General features: G+C 69.7%; 15 protein-coding genes and 1 pseudogene. 13 read left to right on the top strand and 3 right to left on the bottom strand.

All coding sequences use genetic code 11. From position 1 onward, the window contains the following. Positions 1 to 47: 47 nt before the first annotated feature. A complete protein-coding gene (locus ABZ453_RS24595; protein WP_359017711.1) occupies positions 48 to 1,472 on the bottom strand; it encodes an NAD-dependent succinate-semialdehyde dehydrogenase in 1,425 nt (474 codons plus the stop codon). 464 nt (positions 1,473 to 1,936) lie between these two features. Between ABZ453_RS24595 and ABZ453_RS24590 the strand changes: the two genes are divergently transcribed. The 13 genes and pseudogenes from ABZ453_RS24590 to ABZ453_RS24530 all read left to right on the top strand — a co-directional run bounded on the left by ABZ453_RS24590 (position 1,937) and on the right by ABZ453_RS24530 (position 14,299). Continuing rightward, positions 1,937 to 2,386: a DUF1931 family protein gene (locus tag ABZ453_RS24590; RefSeq protein WP_133046511.1), complete on the top strand. Its 450-nt coding sequence runs from the start codon at positions 1,937 to 1,939 to the stop codon at positions 2,384 to 2,386. A 176-nt stretch (positions 2,387 to 2,562) separates the two neighbouring features. After that, positions 2,563 to 3,128: pseudogene (locus tag ABZ453_RS24585) on the top strand (type 1 glutamine amidotransferase domain-containing protein). A gap of 372 nt (positions 3,129 to 3,500) precedes the next feature. Next, positions 3,501 to 4,028: a general stress protein gene (locus ABZ453_RS24580; protein WP_359017708.1), complete on the top strand. Its 528-nt coding sequence runs from the start codon at positions 3,501 to 3,503 to the stop codon at positions 4,026 to 4,028. A gap of 81 nt (positions 4,029 to 4,109) precedes the next feature. Then, positions 4,110 to 6,014 carry a molecular chaperone DnaK gene (gene dnaK / locus ABZ453_RS24575; RefSeq protein WP_359017706.1) on the top strand — a complete coding sequence of 635 codons (1,905 nt, stop codon included), beginning with the start codon at positions 4,110 to 4,112 and terminating at the stop codon, positions 6,012 to 6,014. Between the two features lie 10 nt (positions 6,015 to 6,024). Next, positions 6,025 to 6,609: a nucleotide exchange factor GrpE gene (locus ABZ453_RS24570; RefSeq protein WP_359017704.1), complete on the top strand. Its 585-nt coding sequence runs from the start codon at positions 6,025 to 6,027 to the stop codon at positions 6,607 to 6,609. Positions 6,610 to 6,615: 6 nt separating this feature from the next. Beyond that, positions 6,616 to 7,554: a J domain-containing protein gene (locus ABZ453_RS24565; RefSeq protein WP_359017702.1), complete on the top strand. Its 939-nt coding sequence runs from the start codon at positions 6,616 to 6,618 to the stop codon at positions 7,552 to 7,554. Beyond that, positions 7,551 to 7,925: a chaperone modulator CbpM gene (locus ABZ453_RS24560; protein ID WP_359017700.1), complete on the top strand. Its 375-nt coding sequence runs from the start codon at positions 7,551 to 7,553 to the stop codon at positions 7,923 to 7,925. The genes ABZ453_RS24565 and ABZ453_RS24560 overlap by 4 nt, the downstream gene beginning before the upstream one ends. Continuing rightward, a complete protein-coding gene (gene clpB, locus ABZ453_RS24555) occupies positions 7,916 to 10,555 on the top strand; it encodes an ATP-dependent chaperone ClpB (protein ID WP_359017698.1) in 2,640 nt (879 codons plus the stop codon). Before ABZ453_RS24560 ends, clpB begins: the two co-directional genes overlap by 10 nt. Next, entirely contained in the window at positions 10,552 to 10,998 is a 447-nt protein-coding gene (gene trxA / locus ABZ453_RS24550; RefSeq protein WP_359017696.1) for a thioredoxin, read from the top strand. The genes clpB and trxA overlap by 4 nt, the downstream gene beginning before the upstream one ends. A 5-nt stretch (positions 10,999 to 11,003) precedes the next feature. Further along, positions 11,004 to 11,267: a UBP-type zinc finger domain-containing protein gene (locus tag ABZ453_RS24545; protein WP_133046517.1), complete on the top strand. Its 264-nt coding sequence runs from the start codon at positions 11,004 to 11,006 to the stop codon at positions 11,265 to 11,267. After that, positions 11,267 to 13,081, top strand: coding sequence for an FAD-dependent oxidoreductase (locus tag ABZ453_RS24540; RefSeq protein ID WP_359017693.1), 1,815 nt, complete (start codon positions 11,267 to 11,269; stop codon positions 13,079 to 13,081). The genes ABZ453_RS24545 and ABZ453_RS24540 overlap by 1 nt, the downstream gene beginning before the upstream one ends. Before the next feature lie 48 nt (positions 13,082 to 13,129). Next, positions 13,130 to 13,630: an Hsp20/alpha crystallin family protein gene (locus tag ABZ453_RS24535; protein WP_359017691.1), complete on the top strand. Its 501-nt coding sequence runs from the start codon at positions 13,130 to 13,132 to the stop codon at positions 13,628 to 13,630. A 276-nt stretch (positions 13,631 to 13,906) separates the two neighbouring features. After that, positions 13,907 to 14,299 carry a DUF2267 domain-containing protein gene (locus ABZ453_RS24530; RefSeq protein ID WP_359017689.1) on the top strand — a complete coding sequence of 131 codons (393 nt, stop codon included), beginning with the start codon at positions 13,907 to 13,909 and terminating at the stop codon, positions 14,297 to 14,299. Between the two features lie 84 nt (positions 14,300 to 14,383). Here ABZ453_RS24530 and ABZ453_RS24525 read toward each other — a convergent pair whose 3' ends face one another. Both ABZ453_RS24525 and ABZ453_RS24520 read right to left on the bottom strand, forming a co-directional pair. Further along, positions 14,384 to 14,746, bottom strand: coding sequence for a hypothetical protein (locus ABZ453_RS24525; protein ID WP_359017687.1), 363 nt, complete (start codon positions 14,744 to 14,746; stop codon positions 14,384 to 14,386). A gap of 31 nt (positions 14,747 to 14,777) precedes the next feature. Beyond that, positions 14,778 to 15,437 (bottom strand): hypothetical protein, encoded by a 660-nt coding sequence (locus ABZ453_RS24520; RefSeq protein ID WP_359017685.1) that lies wholly within the window; start codon positions 15,435 to 15,437, stop codon positions 14,778 to 14,780. Between the last annotated feature and the right edge of the window lie 1,115 nt (positions 15,438 to 16,552).

Below are 16,552 nucleotides of genomic sequence, written 5' to 3'. Positions count from 1 at the left end.
GAGTCCAGCGAGCGATGGGGCCGCTGCCGCTGGGTGATCGAACGCGGTCAGCCCAGCACTTCTTCGATCGGGGCGTCGGCGTCCACGTAGCGCACGAGCTTACGGTTCGCGAATTCAACGATGCCCACGTCGCCGAGTTCGCGCCCGTAGCCGGAGCGCATGATGCCGCCGAAGGGCAGCTCCGGTCGGGACGCGGTCGGGTGGTTGATCCATACCATGCCCGCCTCCAGCCGGTCCGCGACTCCGCGAGCACGTTCCGGGTCGGCGGCGAAGACGGCGCCTCCCAGGCCGTAGGGGGAGGAGTTGGCCAGTGCCACGGCCTCGTCCTCGTCGGCGACCCGGTAGACCGTGGCGACGGGGCCGAAGAGCTCTTCCCGGTAGGCCCGCATGTCCGGAGTGACGTCGGTGAGAAGGGTCGGCTCGACGAAGGCGCCCGGCCGGTCGGGCCGCCCGCCGCCCAGCACCACCGTGGCTCCCTTGTCCACCGCGTCCCGAACCTGCTCCATCAGGAGTTCGGCCGCGGCCTCGGAGGACAGCGGGCCGAGCGTGGTGGCGGGGTCGACCGGATCTCCCGGTTGCACCTCGCTCATCCGGTCACGCAGCCCGGTGACGAAGGCGTCGTAGACGTCGGCAAGGGCGATGAAGCGCTTGGCCGCCACGCAGCACTGCCCGGTGTTGCCCATCCGGCCGAGGAACGCGGCGTATACGGTGCGCTCGAGGTTGTGATCGTCCAGCACGACGAAGGGATCACTGCCACCCAGCTCGAGGACGGACTTCTTGACATTGCGGCCGGCGATCTCGCCCAGGCTCACGCCCGCCCGCTCGCTTCCGGTCAGTGACGCTCCCTGCACACGGGAGTCATCGATGATCTTCCCGACGTCCTTTCCCCGCACGAAGAGATTGGTATAGACCCCGGCCGGCACACCCGCATCCGTGAACAGCTGCTCGAGTGCCAGTGCGGACTGGGGGCAGCTACTCGCGTGCTTGAGCAGGATCGTGTTGCCGAGGACGAGGTTCGGACCCGCGAACCGGACGACCTGGTACAGCGGGAAGTTCCACGGCATCACACCGAGAAGGACGCCGAGCGGTTCGTTCACCAGCACGGCCGTGCCCTCGGGCACCGGCAGGGGTCGTTCTTCCAGCAGCGCGGGGCCGTGCTCGCCGTAGTAGGTGAGGATGTCGGACGCGAGGTCGACCTCTGCACGGCTCGAGTTGATCAGCTTGCCGACCTCAAGGGTCAGGAGGTGCGCCAGTTCCTCCTTGCGCTCCCTCATCAGCCGGGCGGCGCGTTGCACGAGGGCCCCTCGGTCGGCCGTCGAACGGGCACGCCAGTCTGGGAAGTTACGGTGCGCCGCGTCGATCGCGCGCCCTACGTCCTCCTCGCTCAGCGGCGGGAACTCACGAACCCTTTCACCGGTGTACGGGTTGACCGTGGCGATGGGGCTTCCCTGGGCAGTGACATGGGCGTCCATGACGCCTCCCTGGAGTCGGGGCACCTCGGGTTTCCACGCCCGGACCCGCTCACACGTGCTGACTCGTCCCATGCCACGGCAAGCTGTGGCGCCGCTCAACCTGGCCGGCGAGGCCCGGCACACCGCGGTGCACGGTGGCGTCAAGCTGTGGGTGGTCGTGGTCACCGCCGCCGGGTGCGTCCGAGTAGGCCATGTCGTCCGCCTTGGCGGCTCTCGTTCGAGGCGCTGCTTCGAGGCGTTGCAACGCCTCGAAGCTTCCCGCGGAGGGACGGCCGTACGGGCCGGCCGTGGGCTGCCTGGGCGTTCGATGCTGCTCTGCCAGGGTAGGAGGGGGCGTTCTTTTTCGGCCTGGGGTGCGGAGGCGCTCAGCAGGCGGGCTCTGTGAGTCTCGAAGGGTAACAGCCGATGTCGGTGCCGGCGGGAGCCAACGATGCCGTCCGGTTCCCGGTGAGGAGGCGAGAGGCATGACCGTGATGGGTGTGTCGAAGTTCGAGAGGTTCTTCCGCGCCGCCGCAGGTCTCGATGTGGACAAGAACGACCTGAAGCGGTACGGCGACTTCGTCGACGCCAAGCTCTACGACCTTCTGGTCGTCGGCCAGGCGTCGGCCAAGGCCAACGGCCGGGACACCGTCGAACCGTGGGACCTGCCGATCACCAAGGGCCTCCAGGAGAGCATCCACCGGTTCCGGCGGCTCGACGAGGAGGTCGACCTGAAGCCGATACTGGAACAGCTCGCCGCGCATCCTCCCCTCGACAGGACACCCACCCAGGAGACCGAAGAGCGCTACCCCGAGATCATCGGCGGTCTCAGCGTCGCCCTCGCCGAGACGTTCAAAGTCATGTACCCGGATGTCAAGAACCCGCAGACCAGTCACTGGGAGGGCGCGACCGCGGTGTTCGACCGGCTGCTGTAGCGGTCCCGCCCCCGGGGCAAGTCACCGATCCGAACCGGCATGCCGACGTCCTCGACGGCAGCTCGGGCTGATCGCGCGCACATACACGCTCGGGGCATTTTCGGCCGTGACGGGCCATCACGGGTGTCCCTGCCGCGTGCGCCGTACAACCAGCGACTCGTGAAGGGAGCCGTACCATGACACAGGTACTGCGGGGGACGCGGGTGGGGATTCTGGCCACCGACGGCGTCGAGCGCGTGGAACTCGACCAGCCGCGCGGCGCTCTGCTGGGCGCAGGGGCGAAGACCGAGATCGTCTCGCTCCATCCCGGCGAGATCCAGGCCCGCCAGTTCGACCTCAACGCGGCAGGAACGTTCCCCGTGGACCGGCTGGTCGCCGACGCCTCCGTCGACGACTACCACGCCCTGCTCCTGCCGGGCGGCACGATGAACCCGACCAACTGCGCATGGACCGCGACGCGGTGCGGTTCGTCAGGGACTTCATGGCCAGCGGGAAACCGGTCGCGTCGATCTGCCACGGCCCGTGGACCCTGGCGGAAGCCGACGCCGTGCGCGGCCGCCGCCTGACGTCCTGGCCCAGCATCCGCACCGATCTGCGCAACGCCGGCGCGGAGGTCGTCGCCGACCAGGAGGTAGTCGTCGACGGGCAGCTGGTCACCAGCCGCGGCCCGGCCGACCTGCCTGCCTTCTGCGCCGCCGTCGTGGAGCAGTTCGCCCAGGCGCACCACCCCACATCCGGCTGAACCAAAGGCCTGGTCGCCTCGGAGAGAGCAGGGTGCACGGGGGACGTGGGCACGCGCTCCACCCCCCGGGCCGGTCAGCCGTGGTGGTCGCCTCCGTAACGGCCGCCGGTCCGTGGCGTCGCCAGCCGAGTCGAACGTCGCCATGCCCAGGGACGGGATCGCGGCGGTGCGCCGTACAGCCCGGAGAGGAGGAAGGAGTCCTGTGAGGTACCCCGCCGCGAGCCGAGTCCGAATCGTCGTCCCGCCTCTTGTCCTCGCAGACCGACCGCCGGTGCCACTTTTCGACCCGCCGGGCGCAGGCGGGTGACCGGACGAACAACCACCCTGGGGATTGTCGGGACCGCTCGGCGGTCCTCACACGAAAGGAAAATCATGGCCGAGCAGGCCCGCAGTGCCATTGCCTCGTACGCGACGTACCAGGAAGCCGAACGTGCCGTCGATCATCTCGCCGACCAGGGATTTCCCGTTCAGAAGGTGGCCATCATCGGTCAGGACGTGCGCCTGGTCGAACAGGTGATCGGTCGCATGGGATACGGCGAGGCCGCCCTCCACGGTGCGGCCTCCGGAGCGCTGCCCGGCGTACTCGTCGGCTGGATCTTCGGGCTGCTGAACTGGGTGAATCCGGTCGTCTCCGGTCTGCTCCTCGCCCTGTACGGGCTGATCTTCGGAGCGGTCGTCGGTGCGTTGCTCGCCCTGCTGCTGCACGCGGCCCAGGGCGGCCGCCGGGACTTCGCCTCGGTCCGCTCGATGGAGCCCAGCCGGTACGACGTCGTGGCGGACGAGGACGTCGCCGATGAGGCCGCCCGTCTTGTCGCCGAGCTGGACAGCAGGGCCGGTGCGGTCAGGGAGAGCGCCTCCTCCAGGGGCGGGCGCCCGCGCAGCGACCCCGCCCCCAGCTGAACGAGTCTCAAAGCCGGGCGGACAGGGCCCGGAGGATGAACGGTCGCCGACGGACGTCGACCGCCGCGGAAGGAGTTCCTCATGGCCAAGGCAGTGGGCATCGACCTGGGCACCACCAACTCGGTGATCGCCGTGTGGGAGGGCGGCGAGCCGTCTGTCGTACCCAACAGCGAGGGCAACCGGACGACACCGTCCGTGGTGGCCTTCACCGACACCGGCGAGCGCCTGGTGGGCCAGCTGGCCCGCCGCCAGGCGATCCTCAACCCCAAGGGCACCATCTACTCGGCCAAGCGGTTCATCGGCCGGCACTTCGACGAGATCCCCGACGAGGCCAAGGCCGTCGCCTACGACGTCGTCCCGGGAGAGAACGGCGAGGCCCGCTTCAAGGTGCGTGACAAGCTGTACGCGCCTGAGGAGATCAGCGCCCTGGTGCTGCGCAAACTCGCCGACGACGCCTCCAAGCAGCTGGGGGAAAGGGTCACGGAGGCGGTCATCACCGTGCCCGCCTACTTCAACGACGCCCAGCGCACCGCGACCCGTGATGCCGGACGGATCGCGGGACTGGAAGTGCTGCGGATCATCAACGAGCCGACGGCGGCCGCCCTCGCGTACGGCATGGACAAGAAGCAGCACGAGACCGTTCTCGTCTTCGACCTGGGCGGCGGCACCTTCGACGTGAGCATCCTCGATGTCGGCGACGGCGTGGTCGAGGTGCGTTCCACGGCGGGTGACAGCCATCTGGGCGGCGACGACTTCGACCGGCGTCTGGTCGACTACCTCGCGGACGACTTCCAGAAGGAGAACGGCATCGACCTGCGCAAGGACCCGCAGGCGCTGCAACGCCTGTTCGAGGCGGCGGAGAAGGCCAAGACCGAACTCAGTTCCGTCACCCAGACGCAGGTCAGCCTGCCGTTCATCACCGCCGACGCCTCCGGGCCCAAGCATCTCACCGACTCGATCATGCGGTCCACTTTCGAGCAGATCACCGGCGACCTGGTGGAGCGCTGCCTCGGTCCGGTGGAGCAGGCCATGGCCGACGCCAAGGTCGGCGAGAGCGACATCGACGAGGTCATCCTCGTCGGTGGTTCCACCCGCATCCCCGCGGTCCAGGCCCTGGTGCGCCGGCTGACCGGCGGCAAGGACCCCAACATGAGCGTGAACCCCGATGAGGTCGTGGCCCTGGGTGCCGCGATCCAGGCCGGGGTGCTCAAGGGCGAGGTCAAGGACGTCCTGCTGCTCGACGTCACCCCGCTGTCGCTGGGAGTGGAGACGCGCGGCGGAGTGATGACGAAGATCATCGAGCGGAACACCACCATCCCGGTGCGCCGCAGCGAGACCTTCTCCACCGCCGAGGACAACCAGCCGGCCGTCGACATCGTCGTCCTGCAGGGCGAGCGCGAGCGGGCCGCCGACAACCGGGTGCTCGGCCGCTTCCAGCTCACCGACATCCGGCCGGCGCCGCGGGGCGAACCGCAGATCGAGGTCACCTTCGACATCGACGCCAACGGCATCCTCAACGTCAGCGCGCGCGACAAGGACACCGGCAAGGAACAGGGCATCACCATCAGCGAGAGCTCCAACCTGGACCGGAGCGAGGTCGAACGCATGGTCCAGGAGGCCGAGAGCAACCGCGGCCAGGACCAGGCACTGCGCGAAGCCGTCGACGCCCGCAACGAACTCGACGCGATCGCCTACCAGGTCGAAAAGCGTCTGAACGAACTGGCCGACGCCGCGCCCGCGCACGAGAAGGCGCGAGCCGAGATGCTGGTGGCAGAGGCCCGCGACGCGGTCAAGAACGAGGCCGGAGTGGACAAGGTCAGGCCGCTGATCTCCGAACTCCAGCAGGTCCACGCCGGGCTCGCCGCCCACCAGGCCGGAGCCGCGGCGGCGAGTGGTCCTTCGGACGCCACCGGGCCGGACGCCTCCGGGCAGGGCGGTGCCGGCGCCGACGAAGACGTGATCGATGCCGAGTTCGACAAGGGCTGAGGTGCCCGCCATGCCGATCCCTCCCCAGGACCGATCGTCCGACCTGCCGCCCGAAGGCGCCGCACAACCGCCGCGGGGCGATCTGCCCGAGCCCGCGCCGCCGACCACGCAGGCCGAACCCGGGCCCGACGCCGCCACCGGTCCGGCCGGGGCCGAGGACGAGTACGGGGCCGCGCTCAAGGAGGTCGAGGACCGCTGGCGGCGTGCCCTCGCCGACCTCGACAACCTGCGCAAGCGACACGCCAGGGAACTGGACCGGGAGCGCGCGGTCGAACGCGCCCGCACGGCCGCGGCGTTCCTTCCCGTCGTCGACAACCTCGAACTGGCCCTGAGCCACGCGGGCTCCGATCCCGGGGCGATCGTCGAGGGGGTGCGCGCCGTGCGCGACCAGGCCGTGTCCATCCTTGAACGCCTTGGTTACGAGCGTCACGCCGAGACCGGTGTCCCCTTCGACCCCTCCCGGCACGAGGTCGTCGGCGTGGTCCAGGACCCCGACGCCGAACCGAACACCGTGGCGCAGGTGCTGCGCCCCGGCTACGGGGAGGCCGAGCGGCAGCTGAGGCCGGCCGCCGTGACCGTCGCCAAGCGGGAGTGAGCGGCCATGGCACGCGACTTCTACGAGGTTCTCGGGGTCCCGCGAGACGCCGACAAGGACGAGATCCAGCGGGCGTTTCGCAAGCTGGCCCGCAGGTACCACCCGGACGTCAACAAGGACCCCGAGGCGGAGGAGCGGTTCAAGGAGATCAACGAGGCCTTCAGCGTCCTGTCCGACCCCGACCAGCGGGCTCGTTACGACCGCTTCGGCGAGGACTTCCGGAAGGTTCCCGAGGACTGGGAGGAGCGGGTCGGTGCCGGCGCGGGACCCGGCGGCGGCTTCCGCTGGTCCACCGGGGACGGCCCCCGGGTCCGGTATGCCACCAGCGGTTTCGGCGCGGAGGGCGTCGACGTCGACGACCTGTTCGGCTCGCTCTTCGGGGGCGCCGGACGGATGCGTGTCCCCGGAGCCGACCAGGAGGCCGAACTGCCGCTCACCGTCGAGGAGGCCTATCGGGGAGGCCGTCGTACCGTCACGCTCGCCGGTCCCACGGGGCAGCCGCGGCGGTACGAGGTCGACGTGCCACCGGGTGTCACCGACGGGCAGCGTATCCGGCTGGCGGGCGAGGGCGGCCGGGGCAACGGTGACGCCCCGGCGGGGGACCTGTACCTGCGCGTGCGCGTCCAGCCGCACCCCCAGTTCCGCCTCGACGGCCGGGACGTGTACGTGGAGCTTCCGGTCACACCATGGGAGGCCGCGCTGGGCGCGACGGTTCCGGTGCCCACGCCGAGCGGGGCGACGGCGAAGGTGAGCGTGCCCGCGGGCTCGTCCAGCGGGCGGCGGCTGCGGCTGCGCGGTGAGGGCATGCCGAATCCGCGCGGCACGAACGGCAACCTCTACGCCGAGCTCCGGATCATGGTGCCGTCCAGGCTCAGCGACCGGGAGCGCGCACTCTTCGAGGAGCTCGCCGCCGTCTCCTCGTTCGACCCCAGGAGGACACGATGAGTGACCCACGCGCCGGGGCGCGCCAGGCGTCTCGGCCGACAGCTCCCACCCCGGCACGCGTCCGGTACGCGATCGTGCCGGTGCCCAGGCTCTCTCTGCAGACCGTGGCCCGCCGCTCCGGCGTCCATCCCGACCTCATCCGCCGGTTCGTCGCTCTGGGCCTGGTCGAGGCCGAGCGCGACACCTCCGGAGAGCTGGTGTTCGAACCCACGGCACCGGCCGCCCTCGCCCGCGTCCAGCGGCTGCGCACCGGACTCTGCCTCAACTACGCATCCATCGGCCTGGTGCTCGACCTGCTGGACCGCATCAGCATGCTCGAAGCCGCCCTGCGCCGCGCCGGTACGAGGAGTGAAACACCCCCATGGACATGAACCGTCTCACCCAGAAGTCCCAGGAAGCCCTCCAGGAGGCCCAGAGCGCGGCCGTCGGCATGGGGCAGACCGAGGTCGACGGGGAGCACCTGCTGCTCGCGCTTCTCGATCAGGAGGACGGTCTGATCCCGCGGCTGCTGCAACAGGCCGGCACGGAGCCGAAGGAGCTGCGCGCGGCCGTGCGCGAGGAACTCTCCCGTCGGCCGAAGGTCACCGGTCCCGGCGCTGCACCCGGCCAGGTCTTCGTCACCCAGCGCCTGTCCCGCCTGCTCGATGCCGCCGAGCGGGAGGCCAAACGCCTCAAGGACGAGTACGTGTCCGTGGAGCACCTCCTGCTCGCCCTGGCCGAGGAGGGCTCGGCGACCGCCGCCGGACGCCTGCTCAAGGAGCGCGGCGTGACCCGGGATTCGTTCCTGAGCGTGCTCACCCAGGTTCGCGGCAACCAGCGCGTCACCTCCGCCAACCCCGAAGTGGCCTATGAGGCTCTGGAGAAGTACGGCCGCGATCTCGTCCTCGAGGCCCGGTCCGGGCGGCTGGACCCGGTCATCGGCCGTGATGCGGAGATCCGCCGCGTCACCCAGATCCTCAGCCGCAAGACCAAGAACAACCCCGTCCTCATCGGCGATCCCGGCGTCGGCAAGACCGCCATCGTCGAGGGGCTGGCCCAGCGCATCGTTCGCGGCGACGTCCCCGAGGGCCTGCGCGACAAGACGGTGTTCGCTCTCGACATGGGCTCCCTGGTCGCCGGCGCCAAGTACCGCGGCGAGTTCGAGGAACGCCTCAAGGCCGTCCTGTCCGAGGTGAAGGCAGCCCAGGGGCGCATCCTGCTCTTCGTCGACGAACTGCACACCGTCGTCGGCGCGGGCGCCGCCGAAGGGGCCATGGACGCGGGCAACATGCTCAAGCCGATGCTCGCCCGCGGCGAACTGCACATGATCGGCGCCACCACCCTCGACGAGTACCGCAAGCACATCGAGAAGGACGCCGCCCTCGAACGCCGCTTCCAACAGGTCCTGGTCGACGAGCCGAGCGTGGAGGACACCATCTCCATCCTGCGCGGACTGCGCGAACGCCTGGAGGTCTTCCACGGCGTGAAGATCCAGGACACCGCGCTGGTCTCCGCGGCCACCCTCAGCCACCGCTACATCACCGACCGGTTCCTGCCCGACAAGGCCATCGACCTCGTCGACGAGGCGTGCGCCCGGCTGCGTACCGAGATCGACTCGATGCCCGCCGAACTCGACGAGATCACCCGCCGGGTGACCCGCCTGGAGATCGAGGAGGCGGCCCTGTCCAAGGAGACCGACGCCGCCAGCAAAGCCCGCCTGGAGGAACTGCGCAAGGAACTGGCCGACCTGCGCGGCGAGGCCGACGCCAAACACGCCCAGTGGGAGGCCGAACGGCAGGCCATCCGCCGCGTGCAGGAGCTGCGCCAGGAACTGGAGCAGGTCCGCCACGAGGCGGAGGAGGCCGAACGCGCCTACGACCTCAACCGCGCCGCCGAACTCCGCTACGGCCGCCTCCAGGACCTGGAGCGCCGGCTGAAGGCCGAGGAGGAGCAACTGGCCGCCAAACAGGGGCAGAACCGGCTGCTGCGCGAGGTCGTCACCGAGGAGGAGATCGCCGAGATCGTCGCCGCCTGGACCGGCATCCCCGTCGCCCGCCTCCAGGAGGGCGAACGCGAGAAGCTGCTGCGCCTCGACGAGATCCTGCGCGAGCGCGTCATCGGCCAGGACGAGGCCGTCAAGCTCGTCGCCGACGCCATCATCCGCGCCCGCTCCGGCATCCGCGACCCGCGCCGTCCCATCGGCTCGTTCATCTTCCTCGGCCCCACCGGCGTCGGGAAGACCGAACTGGCCAAGACCCTCGCGGCGGCCCTGTTCGACTCCGAGGAGAACATGGTCCGCCTCGACATGAGTGAGTACCAGGAGCGGCACACCGTCAGCCGGCTCATGGGCGCACCGCCCGGATACGTCGGCTACGAGGAAGGCGGCCAGCTCACCGAGGCCGTACGCCGCAAGCCGTACTCGGTCGTCCTGTTCGACGAGATCGAGAAGGCGCACACCGATGTCTTCAACACCCTGCTGCAGGTCCTCGACGACGGCCGCATCACCGACTCCCAGGGCCGCACCGTCGACTTCCGCAACACCGTGATCATCATGACGTCCAACATCGGCTCCGAGCACCTCCTCGACGGCGTCACAGCCGAGGGCGAGATCAAACCGGACGCACGCGCCCTGGTGACGGGCGAGCTGCGCGGGCACTTCCGCCCGGAGTTCCTCAACCGCGTCGACGACATCGTGCTGTTCAAGCCGCTCGGCGAGCGGCAGATCGAGCGGATCGTGGAGCTGCAGTTCGACGAGCTGCGCCGCCGACTCGCCGAACGCCGCATCACCGTCGAACTCACCGAAGCCGCCCGGGAGCTGATCGCCCACCAGGGCTACGACCCCGTGTACGGGGCCCGGCCGCTGCGCCGCTACATCTCCCACGAGGTCGAGACGATGATCGGGCGCGCCCTGCTGCGCGGTGACGTCCAGGACGGCGCGACGGTCCGCGTCGACGCCGAACACGGAGAGCTGGTGGTCACCTACGACCAGCCCGAGGACGTGAAGGGAGCGCGGGCGGCATGAGCACGACGCAGGCGCGGACCGTCAGTTGCCCGAACTGCGGGCGCATCAACCGGGTGCCCGTGGCCGCGGAGGGCCGCCCCAAGTGCGGCCACTGCAAGCAGCCCCTGCCGTGGATGGTGGACGCGGGCGACGACGACTTCGCCGAGGTCGCCGAGCGGGCCGACATTCCCGTCGTGGTCGACCTGTGGGCCACCTGGTGCGGCCCCTGCCGCATGGTCAGCCCCGCACTGGAGAAGGTCGCCACCGATCTCGCCGGCCGCATCAAACTCGTCAAGGTCGACGTCGACAAGAACCCACGGCTGTCGCAGCGTTTCGAGGTCCAGGCCGTACCGACACTGCTGGTCCTCGACCGGGGCGAGACACTCGCCCGGCAGGCGGGGGCGGCGCCCGCCCCCGCTCTGCGCCAGTGGGTGGAACAGTCGATCTCCGCCCGGAAAGGGTGATCCGGATGACCCTGCACGCAGATCCCCACCTCGCGCTTGTCCGGCCGGTTCAGCCGCTGACCCCGGAAGGGTGTCAGGAGTGTCTGATGCTCGGCTCCCCGTGGGTCCACCTGAGGCTCTGCCTGACCTGCGGGCACGTCGGCTGCTGCGACTCCTCGCCGAACAAGCACGCGCGCAAGCACGCGGCTGCCGTCGCCCATCCGATCGTGCAGTCCTTCCAGCCCGGCGAGGAATGGCGCTGGTGCTACGTTCACGAGGCGTTCGTCTGATGTCCGGTGACCAGTCGCCGCCGGGCGAGGAACCGGTGCCGAAGGAAGCGGACGAGGCCGCCTTCTGGGAGACCCCGGACGTCTACGGCGCGTATCCGCGCCTCACGGAAGACCAGATAGCACGTCTGGCGGAGCACGGGCAACGCCGGACCATGGCGCCGAACGACGTGCTGATCCGGGAGGGGGAGCGCTGCGAGACGTTCTTCGTCGTCCTCAGCGGTACCGTCGCCGTCGTCGAGAACCACGGCACTCCCGAGGAGCACGTGCTGCGCGTGCACGGCCCCGGTCGCTTCATCGGCGAACTCGGCCTGCTGCACGGACAAGTGGCCTTCTACACCGCTGTCGCCAGGGAGCCCGGCGAGGTCCTCGTCGTCTCCTTGGACCGGTTGCGCCACCTGGTGTCCCAGGACTCCACCATCGGGGACACCGTGCTGCGCGCCTGTCTGTGCCGTCGCGCGCTGCTCGTCGGACAGGGCGCCGGCTTCCGCATCATCGGCTCGCGCTACTCGCCCGACACCAGACGGCTGCGCGAGTTCGCCGTCCGCAACCGGCTGCCGCACCGCTGGATCGACCTGGAGACCGATGAGGAGGCCGAGGAGCTGCTGCGCCGCTTCGGCGTCGGCCCGGCGGATACACCACTCGTCATCTGGCGGGACACCACCCTGTTGCGCAACCCCAGCAACGCGGAACTGGCCCGGCTCATCGGCCTGCCGTCACTACCCGCCGGAAACCGTCACGGTGACGTCCTCATCGTGGGCTCCGGACCCGCCGGCCTCGCCGCCGCGGTGTACGCCGCCTCCGAGGGCCTGAGCACCACGGTGGTGGAGGCGATGGCCACCGGCGGCCAGGCCGGCACGTCGTCCCGCATCGAGAATCTGCTCGGCTTCCCATCCGGCATCTCCGGCGCCGAACTCACCGAACGCGCCGTGCTCCAGGCCGACAAGTTCGGCGCCGGGATCAGCCTGCCGCTGGAGGCGACCGGTCTCCATCCCAAGGACGAGGACCACTACGTGGTGGCGTTCGCCGACGGCAGTGAGATCGCCGCCCGCGCCGTCGTCCTGGCCATGGGCGCCCGCTACCGCCGGCTCCAGGTGCCCGGCATCGAACGCCTGGAGGGAACGAGCGTGCACTACTCGGCGACCGTCTACGAGGCCCAGCAGTGCCGTACCGACCCGGTGGCCGTCGTCGGCGGAGGCAACTCGGCGGGCCAGGCGGTGCTGTTCCTCGCCGGGTACGCGCCGAAGGTGTACCTGCTGGTCCGAGGAGCCGACCTCGGGGCCAACATGTCCCGCTACCTGATCGACCAGGTCGAGCGTCATCCGCGGGTGGAGGTCATGCTGCACACCGAGGTCACCGAGGTCGTCGGCCAGGAAGTGCTGGAGGAGCTCGACGTGGTCGACAACCGCACGGGCGTGCACCGCCGCCTCGCGGCACGGAGCCTGTTCGTCTTCACCGGCGCCGAACCTCACACCGAGTGGCTCGCCGGCACCGTCGCCCTCGACTCCCGCGGCTTCGTCCTCACCGGGCCGGAGGCCCAGGAAGCCTGCGCCCACCCCGAGGTGTGGCACGGCCGTGGGCGCCCGTGCATGACCCTGGAGGCCGGCCTGCCCGGGGTCTTCGCGGTAGGGGACGTCCGCAGCGGCTCGGTGAAGCGGGTGGCCTCCGCGGCCGGCGAGGGCGCGATGGCCATCCACTTCGTGCACCGGCACCTGGGGCACTCGGCCGTACCCGGCACCACGGGCACGTCGGCTGTCGCGGGCGGCTCGGACGTCTCCCCACGCATACGTCACAAGGAGTCCGCATGGCTCGCATGACACATGGCGGGCGATGAGATCACGAGAAGGAAGAAGGAGGCGATGGCCATGGCCATGCCCGTCCGGCGCCACCGCGGTGGCGGTCTGCAGGAAAGGCCCGTCTGGGCACCCACCCCTCTCAATCCCCTGGTCGAGTTCGACGAACTGCTCAGCCAGATGAGCGGCCTGCTGGAGTCGACGGTGGGCGCGGCACCCGCGGCCGCGTGGACGCCTCTCGCGGAGGTGTCGGAGTCCGAGGAGGCGTTCCACATAGAGATCGAACTCCCCGGTGTGAAGAGCAAGGACATTGACGTCCAGGCCAACGGTCCCGAACTCGTGGTCACCGGAGAGATCAAGGAGCGGGAGCGCAAGGGTGTCCTGCGCCGCAGCACCCGCCGCGTCGGAGCCTTCGAGTACCGCTTGCGGCTGCCCGGAGAACTGGACAGTCACAAGATCAAGGCTGAGATGCGGGACGGAGTGCTCAGCATCACCGTCCCCAAGGCCGACGTCGCAAAGCCGCGACACGTCGAGATCACCGAGACGAGTGAGAGTACCGAGAGCAGCGGCTGAGACGCGCGTGCCGCGGTTCCGGGCAACCCGTCCGGCACCGCGGCCGGGCCGGCGAGGCTCGCCCCCCCCGCACGGCGGCGGAGACGCGCTTACGTGGCTCCCCACCGTTGGTGGTTCCTTCTGCTCGTCTCGCTGAAGGAACGCGCCGTTACGCCCTCGACGACGAGATCGAACAGACAACCGTGCTCCAAGAAGTCGGCACGACGAGTGGCGACCGACTCGAGCAGGCCGTTCCTGCGGATGACCTGCGGTGACCAAGGCAGAAGGAGGTCAGCTGTGAAATACGACGGCTTCCTCGCCCGTGTACGCGAGCGAGGCGAATACAACGACCAGGACGAGGCCGCGGACGTCACCAACGCCGTGCTGGAAGTGCTGGCCCAACGGATCAGCCCGGGAGAGGTCAAGGACCTCGCATCCCAGCTGCCTGGCCCGCTGCGACAAGTTCTCGACCATGCAGCGCCGCAGCAGGCGCGTAGCTTCGGGATCGAAGAGTTCTACCGCCGGGTCGCCGAGCGCACCCATGCCCGGCCGCGTACGGCGCAGTGGGACGCCAGCGCGGTCCTGACCACTGTCGCCGACGCTGTCACCGGCGGAGAGCTGAATCAGATCATCAGCCAGCTCCCCTCCAGTTATGCGGTCCTGTTCGGCAAGGCCGACCTTGCGGACTGAGCCCGTGGGGCGCGGTGGTGGCTGAGCGCGGCGATCGTCCGACAGTTCTACGAACGTCCGGAAGCGCGGCCGTGGATGACGAGGTCACCGGTTCCCGGTCCGCCTGCCGTCCAGCAGTCCGTGCAGGTGCGCGGCGGCGTTCTCGATGTCCGCGTATTTCTGCTGTGCGGCGCGCACCTCGGCAGAGAGCGCACCGCAGCGGTGGACGCGCTCGAAATCGCCGTAGGGGAACTTGTACCGGCCCTTGGTCTCCTCTCCCATCTCGTCGTCGATGCCCAGGTACCACCTGGCGTACTCGTCGAATCCGTGCTCCTCGAGGTAGGCATTCTCGTCCGCTGCCGAAGGCCGGTGCTCGCTCCACTCGTCCCGGTCGTCCAGGACGATCCGGCCCTCTTCGGTCAGTTTCTTTGCGTGGTTGAACGCCCTCGCGTTCAGTTTCACCGTCATGCCGTTCACCGCCCCATCGAGACAGTCGTGTTCAGATGTCGGCTGCCGCCGCCCGGATGTCCTGCCGCGCCTGCCCCATCAGCTCGTCCAAGTCGTCGACCTCAGGAGCGAGTTCCCGCGCGCGCGGCGCGATCTGCTGCAGCCATGCCGCAGTGGCCAGGGCCAGTTCGACGGCCTCCCGGGTCCGCTCCTCGCCGAGCAGTTTCTCGACCTTGAAAGCAATGCTCGCGAGCGTGTCGTCATCGGTGGCAGGCACCAGGTAGGGCTGCAGGCCCGGCGGATACGGTGTCCGTTCCCGGTACTCACGCATCGCGGTCACGACCGCGGGCACCGCGCTGTACCGGTCGAGGAGGCCCATGAAGACGTACAGGCGGGCCACCACCCGTGGCAGGCCGGGGTGCCGATCCAGCCAGGCCACCAGCTCGCGCTGATCACCGAAGTGGTCCATGATCTGCGACATCGCCTCCGCGACCCGGCGGGGCCAGGTCCAGTGGAAGGGCAGCAGCCGCGCCACCTGATGGGCGAGCGCTGCCTCGCCCTCCGCGTCCAGCGTGCCGGCGACGAATGCGGCGACCTGCCTGTGGTCCAGTCCGTAGTCGGCCGGCGCCGCCCGGTCCTGTGAGCTCTGCGACGAGTCGTGGCGCAGACGCAACAGCTGTGTGCCGATCTTGCTCAGGGTCCGGTTCCGCATTGTTCCTCCCAGCTCGCGATGGGTTCTTCATCGTCCGCAGCGCCGAACGCGGCAGACCTCTTGGGGTGGTCCGGTCGCGTCGGCGCCGGGCTCCCGGGCGCTCCTCGGTGTGCGAGACGCGCAGGCGTGAGCGCAGGCCGACGGCGCAGTGCTCCATGGCGTTCAGACCACTGCGCAGGATCAGCCGGGTGCCGGGCGTCCCCGCGGATTGACCACCAGGTCCTGTCCGTTGGCCTCGACGTCGGATGTCCTTGTCGTGACACCAGGGAGTTGGACTCGAGCAATCCGCTCATCTGCATGAACAGTGCGTCGAGTTCGGTCAGCGGATTGCGGGCCCCCCGAGGCGCCGCTCCGTTGTTCCGCCACTGCGGTGGCTCCGCAGGGGCATGCTCATCGTTCTTCATCTCCGTCTTCTCGTGGGTTCGCGGCAGGCCGCCTTCCGCACCCGGCGCGGCGGACCGGCCGGGCGACGCTCTGTTCTGTGCTTCCGGGGGCTGCCGCGGTGGTCCATCGTGTTCACCCTCCTGCAGTGGTTCGCCGACCCGCCATCGCCTGCTCGACTCACGAACGCGGGACGTGCGCGGGTGCCCCGCCGGCCTTGCCGGCGGGCGTCTCGCCCTGGTCCGAACGACGAGGAGGGTCGGTACCGCCCGCACCGGGGGCCGCACCAGGTGGCCCGCACCGGGTTCCTACCGGTGCGCACGGGGAGTCTCGAGCACTCCCCAGGGTGACGAACCGGGTGGTTCCACGCCTGCGTCTGGCAAGTCAGGAATGCACAGGTTCGGTCGCCCCACGAGTACGAGAGAAGGGTGGTCGCGCTCTCCCCCACGCCCTGTTCGACACTCCGGACGAAGGCACCGGACCCCTCCCTGCTCCGTCGGCGTGTGACGTGATGCAGATCTCGCTGCGCTTGCGGCACCGCGATCCATATTCTGATCTCGATCGCTGGTTGAGAGTGCGGCGGAATCGCTGTGGAGCGGCCTGGAGCCCTTGGCCGGCGAGGTGCCAGAAAATTCAGCAAGCGGTAAGCGTGAATCGGACGACGGCTACTCGGTGCCAACCGGCGAGTGAGCCGCTGTAGCCTTTGATAACAGCCCTTGACCTGCAGAAAGCAG

It is taken from the genome of Streptomyces sp. NPDC005799 (genome assembly GCF_040630525.1).
Classification (GTDB): domain Bacteria; phylum Actinomycetota; class Actinomycetes; order Streptomycetales; family Streptomycetaceae; genus Streptomyces; species Streptomyces griseorubiginosus_B.
The sequence above is the reverse complement of the archived record's forward strand: the minus strand, read 5'-3'. Positions and strand labels throughout refer to the sequence as shown.

Excerpts from the sequence above, each read along its gene's own strand:
- ABZ453_RS24595 (WP_359017711.1), bottom strand. The coding sequence starts at position 1,472 with ATGGACGCCCATGTCACTGCCCAGGGAAGCCCCATCGCCACGGTCAAC.
- ABZ453_RS24590 (WP_133046511.1), top strand. The coding sequence starts at position 1,937 with ATGACCGTGATGGGTGTGTCGAAGTTCGAGAGGTTCTTCCGCGCCGCC.
- ABZ453_RS24580 (WP_359017708.1), top strand. The coding sequence starts at position 3,501 with ATGGCCGAGCAGGCCCGCAGTGCCATTGCCTCGTACGCGACGTACCAG.
- dnaK (WP_359017706.1), top strand. The coding sequence starts at position 4,110 with ATGGCCAAGGCAGTGGGCATCGACCTGGGCACCACCAACTCGGTGATC.
- ABZ453_RS24570 (WP_359017704.1), top strand. The coding sequence starts at position 6,025 with ATGCCGATCCCTCCCCAGGACCGATCGTCCGACCTGCCGCCCGAAGGC.
- ABZ453_RS24565 (WP_359017702.1), top strand. The coding sequence starts at position 6,616 with ATGGCACGCGACTTCTACGAGGTTCTCGGGGTCCCGCGAGACGCCGAC.
- ABZ453_RS24560 (WP_359017700.1), top strand. The coding sequence starts at position 7,551 with ATGAGTGACCCACGCGCCGGGGCGCGCCAGGCGTCTCGGCCGACAGCT.
- clpB (WP_359017698.1), top strand. The coding sequence starts at position 7,916 with ATGGACATGAACCGTCTCACCCAGAAGTCCCAGGAAGCCCTCCAGGAG.
- trxA (WP_359017696.1), top strand. The coding sequence starts at position 10,552 with ATGAGCACGACGCAGGCGCGGACCGTCAGTTGCCCGAACTGCGGGCGC.
- ABZ453_RS24545 (WP_133046517.1), top strand. The coding sequence starts at position 11,004 with ATGACCCTGCACGCAGATCCCCACCTCGCGCTTGTCCGGCCGGTTCAG.
- ABZ453_RS24540 (WP_359017693.1), top strand. The coding sequence starts at position 11,267 with ATGTCCGGTGACCAGTCGCCGCCGGGCGAGGAACCGGTGCCGAAGGAA.
- ABZ453_RS24535 (WP_359017691.1), top strand. The coding sequence starts at position 13,130 with ATGGCCATGCCCGTCCGGCGCCACCGCGGTGGCGGTCTGCAGGAAAGG.
- ABZ453_RS24525 (WP_359017687.1), bottom strand. The coding sequence starts at position 14,746 with ATGACGGTGAAACTGAACGCGAGGGCGTTCAACCACGCAAAGAAACTG.
- ABZ453_RS24520 (WP_359017685.1), bottom strand. The coding sequence starts at position 15,437 with ATGCGGAACCGGACCCTGAGCAAGATCGGCACACAGCTGTTGCGTCTG.